Source organism: Goekera deserti (genome assembly GCF_010685995.1).
GTDB classification, from domain to species: domain Bacteria; phylum Actinomycetota; class Actinomycetes; order Mycobacteriales; family Geodermatophilaceae; genus Goekera; species Goekera deserti.
Map to the genome: position 1 here is coordinate 40,642 of NZ_JAAGWK010000032.1, position 10,653 is coordinate 51,294.

Consider the following 10,653-nt stretch of genomic DNA (forward strand, 5'->3'; position numbering starts at 1 on the left):
CGCACCGCTCCCTGTCGCGCGGGCCGGTCCCGCCGGACGACCGTAGGACGGCCCTCCGACAGAACCACACCGGCCGGCGGCCGGTTCAGTCCACGAAGGCGTGCACCACCGGCGCGAGCTCGTGCGCCTCGGTGACCAGTGCCAGGTGCCCGCCCCGGTACAGGTGCAGCTGGGCGTCCGGGATCAGCCGGGCCATCACCCGGGCGTTGACCGACGGGATCATCGGGTCGTCGTCGCCGGCCAGGACCAGCTCACACAACCACACCCGCAGCCGGTCGACACCGGGAGTCCCCGACCGCCGCGGGGCTCCCGACCCGCGCCGCTCCGGGCGCGCCCGGGAGCACGCCGGACCGGACATGCGTGTGGGAGGCTCACCTGCGCAGCGGGCGGCACCCACTCCGACCCGCCCGGACGTCCCGCTGCCACACGGGCGGACGTCAGGACCGGAGGGACCGCACGCCATGGTCGCGACCCTGCACGACGTGGCCCGGCTCGCCGGGGTGTCCTTCAAGACCGTCTCCAACGTCGTCAACGACTACCCGCACGTCCGGCCGAGCACCCGCGAGCGGGTGCTCGAGGCCATCCGGACGCTGGACTACCAGCCCAACCTCTCCGCCCGCAGCCTGCGCTCGGGCCGCAGTGGCGTGCTGAGCCTCGCCCTGCCCGAGCTGCGCCTGCCGTACTTCGCCGAGCTGGCCGACGAGGTGATCCGGGCCGCCGAGCGCCGGGGCCTGGTGGTGCTGATCGAGCAGACCAACCGGGACCGCAAGCGGGAGGTCGACCTGCTGTCCAGCGCGCGGCTGCGGATGGTGGACGGGTTGCTGTTCAGCCCGCTGGGCCTGGAGCCGGAGGACGTCGAGCTGGTCCGGATCGACACGCCCCTGGTGCTGCTCGGCGAGCGGGTGTTCCACCCGGCCGTCGACCACGTGACGATGCAGAACGTCGAGGCGGCCCGGGCGGCGACGGAGTACCTGCTGGCCCGGGGACGGCGCCGGATCGCGCTGGTCGGCTACCACCCCGGCGAGGTGATCGGCTCGGCCGGGCTGCGCTTCCGCGGGTACCGCGAGGCCCTGGAGGGCGCCGGCCTGGCCGTCGACGAGCGACTGCTGGGCGTGGCCGAGCTGTGGCACCGCCAGCAGGGCGCCGACGCGGCCACGCAACTGCTGGACTCCGGGGTGCACTTCGACGCCGTGTTCGCGTGCAACGACACCCTGGCGCTGGGCGCGATGCACGCCCTGACCGGTGCCGGCCGCCGGGTCCCCGACGACGTCGCCGTGGTGGGCTTCGACAACACCGACGAGGGCGTCTACTCCCAGCCGGCGCTCACCACCGTCGACCCCGGGCGCCGCGGCATCGCCGAGTGCGCGGTGGACACCCTGGTGCAGCGGATCGCCGACCGCACCGCACCGGTGCGGCAGACCGCGATCGACTTCTCCATCGTGCAGCGCGAGTCCACCTGACGGCTGGCGCCGCAGGCCCGCACCGGGCTCCCCGGTTCAGGTCACGACTGTGTGACGACGCCGACATGACGCCTTGACACGCCTCGCACCCGTCCCCATCATGGCGTTCACAACGTTGTAGAACGTGCCTCACACCACAGCTCATCATGAGATCGGGCCTCCCGGCGCCGTCCGACAGCCCAGCGTCCAGCCGCCCCCGGCCGGTCGACCCCGCACACCGGTCGCGCTCCACCCGCTCGACCGCGCTCCACGCAGGACCCACGACGACGAAGTCCGTGGCACGCACTCCGAGAGGGAACACAGTGAACAAGAAGCTCGTAGCGGCGGTTCTCGGCGCAGGGACGGCGATGGCCTCCCTCACCGGGTGTGGCGGCGGTGACGACGGTGGCAGCGGCGGCAACGCGAGCGGCGGCTCCTGCAGCGTCCCGATCGTGAACCCGGACGCCACGCAGGTCTCCGTCTGGGGCTGGTACCCCAACCTGCAGAAGGTCGCCACCAACTTCAACAACACCCACGACGACGTGCAGGTCTGCCTGACCAACGCCGGCCAGGGTGTGGACGAGTACAACAAGTTCCAGACCGCGATCACCGCCGGCAGCGGCGCCCCCGACGTCATCATGCTGGAGACCGACCAGGTCCCCGGCTTCGCGCTGCAGGGCGGGCTGACCGACCTCAGCGAGTACGGCGCCAGCGACGTGCAGGGCAAGTTCAGCGAGGGCGCTTGGAAGGACGTCTCCAGCGGCGACGCCGTCTACGGCATCCCGGTCGACGGCGGCCCGATGGCGATGATGTACCGCACCGACATCTTCGAGCAGTACGGCCTGACCGTGCCCACCACCTGGGACGAGTACCGCGCCCAGGCCGAGAAGCTCAAGGCCGCCGGCGGCCCGCTGATGGGCGACGTGCCCAGCAACGTCCCGGCCCCGATGGTCGCCCTGATGCAGCAGAAGGGCGCGGTGCCGTGGGAGTACGACGCCGCCAACCCGACCGACCTGAAGATCAACCTCAACGACCAGAACAGCAAGGACGTCCTGGACTACTGGGCCAACATGGTCAAGGACGGCCTGGCCGGCAAGCAGGACCAGTTCACCACCGACTACATCTCCGGTGTCGTCCGCGGTGACTACGCCACCTACGTGTCCGCCGCCTGGGCGCCCGGCTACCTGACCGGCGCAGGCGCCGGCGAGGGTGCCGACGCCGGCAAGTGGGCCGTCGCACCGCTGCCCCAGTGGGACCCGGCCAACCCGGTGCAGGTCAACTGGGGCGGGTCGGTCTTCTCGGTCACCGAGCAGGCCCAGGACAAGGAGGCCGCGGCCGTCGTCGCCAAGGAGCTGTACGCCGACGACGAGTCGCTCAAGGACGGCTGGGTGAACCAGATCATCTTCCCGCTGAACACCTCGGTGCTCACCTCGGACGAGTTCATCAACAACCAGTCGACCTTCTTCAACGGCCAGACCGCCAACAAGGACGTCTACATCCCGGCGGCCGACGCCTACGAGGGCTCGACCTACAGCCCCTTCTCGAACAACTTCTACGCCGAGTTCACCAAGGAGATCACGGCGATGAACAACGGTGAGAAGACCGGCTCGGAGGCCGCCGACTCGCTGCAGGAGTCGATGGAGACCTACGCCGAGCAGCAGGGCTTCACGCTCTCCTGACGCGCACCCACCGCTCGTCCCCGGGGAATCACCCTCCCCGGGGACGAGCACCCCTCCCGAGCACCACCTCACGCGCACGGAAGCGAGACGGCATGGCATCGCTGGGTACGGCAGACCAGGTGGCGTCGTCCGCGGCGGCCGCCACGGCGACCGGCGGGCGACCCCGGCCGGAGGCCAGGAAGCAGCTGAAGGGCCGCGGTACCAACGCGTGGGTGGCCTGGGCGTTCCTCGCCCCGTTCGCCCTGGTGTTCCTGGTCTTCCTGGTGGCACCCCTGCTCTACGCGCTGTACCTCAGCCTCTACACCAAGGGGCTGGCCACCGGTGAGCGGTTCGCCGGCCTGGACAACTACACCCGGGCCTTCACCGACCCGTCGTTCCTCAACGGCATCTGGTTCGTGCTGCGGTTCACCCTGGTCGTGATCCCGGTGCAGATGGCGGTCTCGCTGCTCGCCGCGCTCGTGCTCGACTCGCTCACCTCGCGGTTCTCCCGGTTCTCCCGCCTGGTGATCTTCGTGCCCTACGCCATCCCCGCCGTCATCGGCGCGCTGATGTGGGGCTTCCTGTACAGCCCGAACTTCGGGCCGCTGCAGCAGATCTTCGGTGACTCGGCCCCGTTCCTGCTCGCCGACGGCGGCCTGTTCGCCGGCCTCACCAACGTGGTCACCTGGCAGTGGGCCGGCTATTACATGATCATCATCTACGCCGCGCTGCAGGGCATCGACCCGGCCATCTACGAGGCGGCGAAGATCGACGGCGCCACGGGGCTGCAGGTCGCGCTGCGCATCAAGATCCCGATGGTCAGCTCCGCGCTGGTGCTGATCCTGGTCTTCGCGGTCATCGGCACGCTGCAGTTCTTCACCGAGCCGCAGGTGCTGCGGCCGATCTCCAACGGCGGGATCACCGCCGACATCACCCCGAACGTCTACGCCTTCAACCTGGCCTTCAACTACGCGCAGGTGAACTACGCGTCGGCGATCGCGTTCGCGCTGGGCATCGTGGTGTTCCTCGGCGTCTACATCTTCCTGTTCGCCACCCGTAAGCGTGGGGGTTTCCTCAAGTGAGCGTCCTGTCCAAGCCCACCGCCGAGGCACCCGCCCGGCCCGCGGCTCCCCCGCCGCGGCGCCACGACCCGCGCCGGCAGCCCAGGCGCTGGGGATCGCACCTGTTCCTCGGCTTCCTGGTCCTGTACTTCATCCTGCCGCTGTGGTTCCTGGTCGTCGCCAGCACCAAGGACGCCGGCGGGCTGTTCAACGGCACCGGCGGCGCGCTCTGGTTCGACCAGGGCTTCCACTTCTTCGAGAACCTCAGCACGCTGTTCACCTACAACGACGGCATCTACCTGAAGTGGCTGGGCAACTCGCTGCTCTACGCCTTCGCCGCCGGGATCGGCGCCACCGTGCTGGCCGTGCTGGCCGGGTACGCGTTCGCCAAGTTCGACTTCCCCGGCCGCCGGCTGACCTTCTCGCTGCTGCTGGGCGCGGTCATGGTGCCGGCCACCGCGCTGGTCATCCCCACGTTCGTGCTGCTCAGCCGGCTGGAGCTCACCAACACCGCGTGGGCGGTCATCCTGCCCTCGATGCTCAACCCGTTCGGCGTCTACCTGATGCGGGTCTACGCCGCCGACGGTGTGCCCGACGAGCTGCTGGACGCCGCACGGATGGACGGCGCCGGTGAGTTCCGCACGTTCTTCAGCGTCGCCCTGCCGCTGATGCGCCCGGCCATAGTCACCGTGCTGCTGCTGTCGGTCGTCGGCACCTGGAACAACTACTTCCTGCCGCTGGCCGTGCTGTCGGACTCGACGAAGTTCCCGATCACCGTCGGGCTGAACCTCTGGCAGGGCCTCGCCGGCGCCAACAACGGCGGCGGCACGTCGCTCTACGCGCTGATCATCGTCGGCTCGCTGGTGTCGATCATCCCGCTGGTGATCGCCTTCCTCGGCCTGCAGAAGTACTGGCAGGGCGGCCTGGCGATCGGCAGCCTCAAGTAGGTCTCCCGCGGTGCTGCCCACCCCACCGGGCAGCACCGCCGGGCCCATCCCGCGCAGCAGCGGCACTCCACCGCACCGCTCCACCGCGCGCCCCGTCGCGCCCGCTCCCCCACAGCACGCGGCCCCGGCCGCGCCCCCACCATCCCGCGAGGACGTCCACCATGCCCACCGCACACCTGACACTCGACCCGCGGTTCACCGTCGGGGCCGTCCACCGCAGGGTCTTCGGCTCCTTCGTCGAGCACCTCGGCCGCTGCGTCTACGACGGCCTCTACGAGCCCGGTCACGAGTCCGCCGACGAGGACGGTTTCCGCACCGACGTACTGGAGCTGGTGCGCGAGCTCGGCGTCTCCACGATCCGCTACCCCGGCGGCAACTTCGTCTCCGGCTACCGCTGGGAGGACGGCGTCGGCCCCCGGGAGTCCCGGCCCAAGCGGCTGGACCTCGCCTGGCACTCCCTGGAGACCAACCAGGTGGGCCTGCACGAGTTCGCCCGCTGGAACGACAAGGCCGGCAGCGAGCTGATGCTCGCCGTCAACCTGGGCACCCGCGGCGTGCTGGAGGCCCTGGACCTGCTCGAGTACAGCAACGTGCGGTCGGGCTCGACGCTGTCCGACCAGCGCGTCGCCAACGGCGCGACCGACCCGTTCGGCGTGAAGATGTGGTGCCTGGGCAACGAGATGGACGGCCCCTGGCAGCTCGGCCACCGCAGCGCCGAGGACTACGGGAAGATCGCCAGCCAGACGGCCAAGGCCATGCGCCAGCTCGACCCGGACGTCCAGCTGGTGGTGTGCGGCAGCTCCAACTCCCAGATGCCGACCTTCGGCACGTGGGAGCGGACCGTTCTCGAGCACACCTACGAGGACGTCGACTTCATCTCCTGCCACGCCTACTACGCGGAGAGGAACGGCGACCTGGCGAGCTTCCTGGCCTCGGCGGTCGACATGGACCACTTCATCGAGTCGATCGTGGCCACCGCCGACCACGTGAAGGCCGAGCTGCGCAGCTCCAAGACGATCGACATCGCCTTCGACGAGTGGAACGTCTGGTATCAGGAGCGCTTCCACGCCGACGACCAGATCACCGACATCGAGCAGTGGCCCTACGCCCCGCGCCTGCTCGAGGACCAGTACCACGTGGCGGACGCGGTGGTGTTCGGCAGCCTGCTGATCTCGCTGCTCAAGCACGCCGACCGGGTCACCTCGGCGAGCCTGGCCCAGCTGGTCAACGTGATCGCCCCGATCATGACCGAGCCGGGCGGGCCCGCCTGGCGGCAGACCACGTTCTTCCCGTTCGCGCTGACCTCCCGGCTGGCCCGGGGCAACGCGCTGCGGGTGGAGCTGACCAGCGACACCACGACGACCACCGACCACGGCGACGTGCCGGTCGTCGACGCCGTCGCCACGCACGACCCGGAGACCGGCAAGGTCGCGGTGTTCCTGGTCAACCGGGACATCGAGGGCCCCACCACGGTCACCGTGGACGCCGGCTCGCTGGGCGACGTGCAGGTGCTGGAGAGCCACACCCTGCACGACGACGACGTCTACGCCGCCAACACCCTGGCCGAGCCCAACCGGGTCGCGCCGGTGGAGAACAAGAGCGTCCGGCTGGAGAACGGCACGCTCACCGTCGAGCTGCCCCCGGTCAGCTGGACGGCCATCTCCCTCGGCTGACATAACCCCGCAGGACCTGGAACGCCCCGCCGGTCATCGGACCGGCGGGGCGTTCTGTCGTGCGGTGCGGTCAGCTGACCCGCTCGAACACCGCGGCCATGCCCTGCCCGCCGCCGATGCACATCGTCTCCAGGGCGTAGCGGCCCTCCCGGCGGCGCAGCTCGTGCGCCAGCGTGGCGAGGATCCGGGCGCCGGTGGCACCGACCGGGTGGCCGAGGGAGATCCCGGAGCCGTTCACGTTCACCCGGGCACGGTCGTCGGTGCCCAGCCCCCACTGGTCCAGGCAGGCCAGCACCTGGGACGCGAACGCCTCGTTCAGCTCGATCAGGTCCAGGTCGGCCATCGTCAGCCCGGTCTTCTCCAGCACCGCCGCGGTGGCCGGCACCGGGCCGATGCCCATGGTCTCCGGCGGGACTCCGGCCACCGCCCAGCCGGCCAGCCGGACGAAGGGCTCCCAGCCGCGCCGGTCGGCCTCGGCGCGGGTGGTGACGATGCACATCGCCGCGCCGTCGTTCTGGCCCGAGGCGTTGCCCGCGGTGACCGTGGCCTTCGGGTCCACCCGGCCCATCACCGGCCGGAGCGCGGCGAGGTCCTCCATGGTGGTGTCCGGGCGGGGGTGCTCGTCCTCGGTGACCACGCGGGCCGGGCTCTTGCGGCTCCCGGCGACCTCCACGCCCACGATCTCGTCGGCGAAGCGGCCCTCGCGGATCGCCGCGCCGGCGGCCTGCTGGGAGCGCAGCGCCCACGCGTCCTGGGCGAGCCGGTCGACGTCGAAGTCGCGGCGGACGTTCTCCGCGGTCTCCAGCATCCCGCCGGGCACCGGGTGGTCACGGCCGCCGGCGGTCTCCCGGGCGCGGGCCAGCCGGTCGTGCAGCATCACGCCGTCGCCCTTGACCCCGGTGCGCAACCCGAGCGCGTAGTGCTCGACCTGGCTCATCGACTCCACGCCACCGGCGACGACCACCTTCCCGGCACCCGCCTGCACCTGCATCACGGCGTAGACGACCGCCTGCAGGCCCGAGCCGCAGCGCCGGTCGATCTGCAGGCCCGGCACGCCGACCCCCAGGCCGGCGTCCAGGGCGGCGATCCGGCCGATGGCCGGGTTCTCACCGCTGGGGTTGCAGTTGCCGAGGACGACGTCGTCGACCTCGCCCTCACCCAGCCCGGCCCGGGAGGCGAGCTCCCGGAGCAGTCCGGAGGCCAGCTGGCTGGCGGGGATGCCGGCGAAGACGCCGCCGAAGCGGCCGACCGGGGTTCGCAGCGGGGAGCAGATGACGACCTCGTCCATGCCCCGACTCTGCCGCACCCGGCGCGCCCGCGCCGCACCTGGGTCCCGCCGGTGGTGCGGCGCCGGCGACTCGTCGACACGGGGTGGTGTAGACAGCGGCCCGTGTCGACACGGCCCACTGTCGACATGTCGCCGTGTCGACGCCGGGTCAGGCGGGTCCGGTCAGGCCGCCGAGGCCGTCAGCCGACGTCCTCCAGGCAGAAGGCGGTGCCCTCCTCGCCCGCGTCGCCCTCGAAGGCGTAGGCCACCGAGTCCGGCCATTCGTCGGTGCACAGCGTCTCGTCGGCGCTGATCGTGGCGTCGGTGACGTTCTCCACGAGGCCGGCGACCCGGTAGTCGGCTGCGTCGTCGGAGCAGTCGACGACGCTCAGCTGGCCGTCGCTCTCCTCCTGCACGCAGTCGCCGGCCTGCGCCGTGCCACCGCCACCGACCAGGAGGAGCAGCCCGATCACCGCGGCGACGAGGACGACGACCGCGCCGCCGGTGAGCAGACGCCGCTTCTTGACCGCGGCGGGGTCCGCCGGCGCACCGGGCTGGCCGGCGGGGGCGCCGTGCTGACCGGTCGGGTTCCACGGCTGCTGGCCGGGCTGCCCCGGGACAGCCCATGGCTGCTCACCCTGCGGCGGCTGCCCGGGCTGCTGGCCCCACGGCGGCGACCCCGGCTGGCCCTGCGGGGGTCCGTACTGCCCCTGCGGAGGACCGTACTGGCCCTGCACCTGCCCCGGCTGGCCCTGCGGGGGACCGTACTGACCCTGCGGGGACCCGTACTGACCCGGCGGCGGGCCGTACTGGCCCTGCGCGGAGCTGTCCTGGCCGGGACTCGGCCACGGAGCGTCCTGCGGGCCGGCACCGGGCGCCTGCTGGCCCCAGCCGGTGGCGCCCGCGGGCTGGCCGCCGGGCTGCGCCTGCGGGTGGTGCGGGTCGGTCGGCCCCTGGCCGCCGGTGGAACCGGGCGTGGTCATGCGTCCTCCTGGTCGGGCTGTCCGCGCTGATCCTCCCGGTCGCGCGCAGCGCAGACACGGCAGGGCACGCTCCCGACCAGCGTCACAGCCCGGTGACGTCCCGGCATCCCCCGCGCGGGTGTGCACGGCGGTCGCGGTGCACGGGCTGGGAGACTCGCTCCGATGACGCCCCCCGACGAGAGCCCCGTCTGCTCGGCCAAGGGCTGCCGGGCGCCCGCCCGCTGGGCCCTGGTCTGGAACAACCCCCGGCTGCACACCCCCGACCGGGAGAAGGTCTGGACGGCGTGCGACGCGCACCGGCCGACGCTGTCCGACCACCTGGCCGCGCGGTCGTTCCTGCGCCGGGTCGACCCGCTGGCCCACCCCCCGGTTGCCGGGCGGGCGCATGATCGGTCCATGACCACTGCACGCTGGAACGGAACCGTCATCGCCGAGTCCGACGACATCGTCACCGTCGAGGGCAACGCCTACTTCCCCCGCGAGTCCGTCGTCGGCGACGTGCTGCGCCCGTCGGCCACCACGTCGCACTGCCCCTGGAAGGGCGAGGCCTCCTACTTCTCCCTGGAGGTCGACGGCAAGACCAACACCGACGCCGTCTGGACCTACGACGCCCCCAAGGACGCCGCCGCGGAGATCACCGGCCGCCTCGCCTTCTGGAAGGGCGTCGAGGTCAGCTGACCCGGTGCCGGGCCCGGTCCCCTCGGACCGGGCTCCGGCGGTGAGCACTGGACGCTCCCGGGACGATGGGCTGGATTGCACCGGTGACCCAGGACGTCGGGAGAAGCGATGCGGCCTTACACCTCGGCCGACGGCGCGGCCGTGGTCGACCTCGTGGTCGCGGCCGGCATGTTCGGCCGCGACGAGGCGGGCTTCCTCGCCGACGGCATCCTGGACGGTGGGCGACGACGGCGGGACCTGTCTCGTGGAGGACGCCGAGGACGGGCGAGGACTGGCCGCCGTTCTCCTCTACCGTCCCGAGGAGTCCGCCGACCGGGCCTTCGACCTGACGATGATCGCCGTCCGGCCCGACCTGCAGGGCGGCGGCCGGGGCGCCGCCCTCGTGCGGCACGCCGAGGACGACCTCCAGCAACGCGGCCAGCGACTGCTCCTTATGCGCACCTCCGGCACGCCGCAGTACGACCGCACACGTGCCTTCTACCGCGACCTCTCCTACACCGAGCACACCCGCGTACCGGACTACTGGACCGACGGCGACGACCTCGTGGTGTTCAGCAGGCGCCTGTCCGCGCGCGCGGCGAGCCACCGCCCTGGCGCGTTCTCGGAGAGGGACGTCATGGCACAGGGCTCGTGCTCGGTGGCGGCCGACGACCAGACAGCGTTGCTCGACTCGGCTTCATCGACTCCCTGCCCCATAGCCGCCCGGATGCTCCGGTTGCCCGAGGCCCGAGGCTGGTTCGGCTGGGCCAAGGCATCCTCCCGACACCAGACGGGCCGGTCCGGACGACTTGCCCTCTGGCTCGGGCTAGGTAGAGTAAATGCATGGTCGAACTCCGGATGACCCTCACCACGCAGCGCGTGCTCGAGGCGCTGCTGGAGGACCCGGGGCGCGAGCGCTACGGGCGGGAGATCGGCGAGGCGGCCGGCCTGCGCAGCGGCACGGTCCA

General features: G+C 71.7%; 10 protein-coding genes. 7 read left to right on the top strand and 3 right to left on the bottom strand.

Going from position 1 to position 10,653, the window contains the following annotated elements; genetic code table 11:
* Positions 1-85: 85 nt before the first annotated feature.
* Positions 86-259: an alpha/beta fold hydrolase gene (locus G1H19_RS20190; protein WP_235909172.1), complete on the bottom strand. Its 174-nt coding sequence runs from the start codon at positions 257-259 to the stop codon at positions 86-88.
* A 202-nt stretch (positions 260-461) separates the two neighbouring features.
* On the opposite strand from G1H19_RS20190, the gene G1H19_RS20195 reads away from it, so the two are divergent.
* The 5 genes from G1H19_RS20195 to arfA all read left to right on the top strand — a co-directional run bounded on the left by G1H19_RS20195 (position 462) and on the right by arfA (position 6,778).
* Positions 462-1,460, top strand: coding sequence for a LacI family DNA-binding transcriptional regulator (locus G1H19_RS20195; RefSeq protein WP_152727441.1), 999 nt, complete (start codon positions 462-464; stop codon positions 1,458-1,460).
* Between the two features lie 347 nt (positions 1,461-1,807).
* Positions 1,808-3,118 (top strand): ABC transporter substrate-binding protein, encoded by a 1,311-nt coding sequence (locus G1H19_RS20200; protein ID WP_152727440.1) that lies wholly within the window; start codon positions 1,808-1,810, stop codon positions 3,116-3,118.
* 92 nt (positions 3,119-3,210) lie between these two features.
* Positions 3,211-4,179, top strand: a complete 969-nt coding sequence (locus G1H19_RS20205; RefSeq protein WP_152727439.1) for a carbohydrate ABC transporter permease — start codon at positions 3,211-3,213, stop codon at positions 4,177-4,179.
* The gene (locus tag G1H19_RS20210; RefSeq protein ID WP_202925762.1) at positions 4,176-5,105 is read left to right on the top strand and encodes a carbohydrate ABC transporter permease; all 930 of its coding nucleotides are present in this window, start codon (positions 4,176-4,178) and stop codon (positions 5,103-5,105) included. The genes G1H19_RS20205 and G1H19_RS20210 overlap by 4 nt, the downstream gene beginning before the upstream one ends.
* A gap of 161 nt (positions 5,106-5,266) precedes the next feature.
* A complete protein-coding gene (gene arfA, locus G1H19_RS20215) occupies positions 5,267-6,778 on the top strand; it encodes an arabinosylfuranosidase ArfA (RefSeq protein ID WP_152727438.1) in 1,512 nt (503 codons plus the stop codon).
* A 70-nt stretch (positions 6,779-6,848) separates the two neighbouring features.
* Here arfA and G1H19_RS20220 read toward each other — a convergent pair whose 3' ends face one another.
* Positions 6,849-8,066: an acetyl-CoA C-acetyltransferase gene (locus G1H19_RS20220; protein ID WP_152727437.1), complete on the bottom strand. Its 1,218-nt coding sequence runs from the start codon at positions 8,064-8,066 to the stop codon at positions 6,849-6,851.
* A gap of 179 nt (positions 8,067-8,245) precedes the next feature.
* Positions 8,246-9,028 (bottom strand): LppU/SCO3897 family protein, encoded by a 783-nt coding sequence (locus tag G1H19_RS20225; protein ID WP_152727436.1) that lies wholly within the window; start codon positions 9,026-9,028, stop codon positions 8,246-8,248.
* A gap of 162 nt (positions 9,029-9,190) precedes the next feature.
* Between G1H19_RS20225 and G1H19_RS23610 the strand changes: the two genes are divergently transcribed.
* Positions 9,191-9,706: a DUF427 domain-containing protein gene (locus G1H19_RS23610; RefSeq protein WP_235909171.1), complete on the top strand. Its 516-nt coding sequence runs from the start codon at positions 9,191-9,193 to the stop codon at positions 9,704-9,706.
* 40 nt (positions 9,707-9,746) lie between these two features.
* Positions 9,747-10,547, top strand: a complete 801-nt coding sequence (locus tag G1H19_RS20240) for a GNAT family N-acetyltransferase (protein ID WP_152727435.1) — start codon at positions 9,747-9,749, stop codon at positions 10,545-10,547.
* The last annotated feature ends 106 nt before the right edge of the window (positions 10,548-10,653 follow it).

Bases quoted from the DNA above. Each gene is read 5' to 3' on its own strand.
- G1H19_RS20195 (WP_152727441.1), top strand. From the start codon at position 462: ATGGTCGCGACCCTGCACGACGTGGCCCGGCTCGCCGGGGTGTCCTTC.
- G1H19_RS20200 (WP_152727440.1), top strand. From the start codon at position 1,808: ATGGCCTCCCTCACCGGGTGTGGCGGCGGTGACGACGGTGGCAGCGGC.
- G1H19_RS20205 (WP_152727439.1), top strand. From the start codon at position 3,211: ATGGCATCGCTGGGTACGGCAGACCAGGTGGCGTCGTCCGCGGCGGCC.
- arfA (WP_152727438.1), top strand. From the start codon at position 5,267: ATGCCCACCGCACACCTGACACTCGACCCGCGGTTCACCGTCGGGGCC.
- G1H19_RS20220 (WP_152727437.1), bottom strand. From the start codon at position 8,066: ATGGACGAGGTCGTCATCTGCTCCCCGCTGCGAACCCCGGTCGGCCGC.
- G1H19_RS20225 (WP_152727436.1), bottom strand. From the start codon at position 9,028: ATGACCACGCCCGGTTCCACCGGCGGCCAGGGGCCGACCGACCCGCAC.
- G1H19_RS23610 (WP_235909171.1), top strand. From the start codon at position 9,191: ATGACGCCCCCCGACGAGAGCCCCGTCTGCTCGGCCAAGGGCTGCCGG.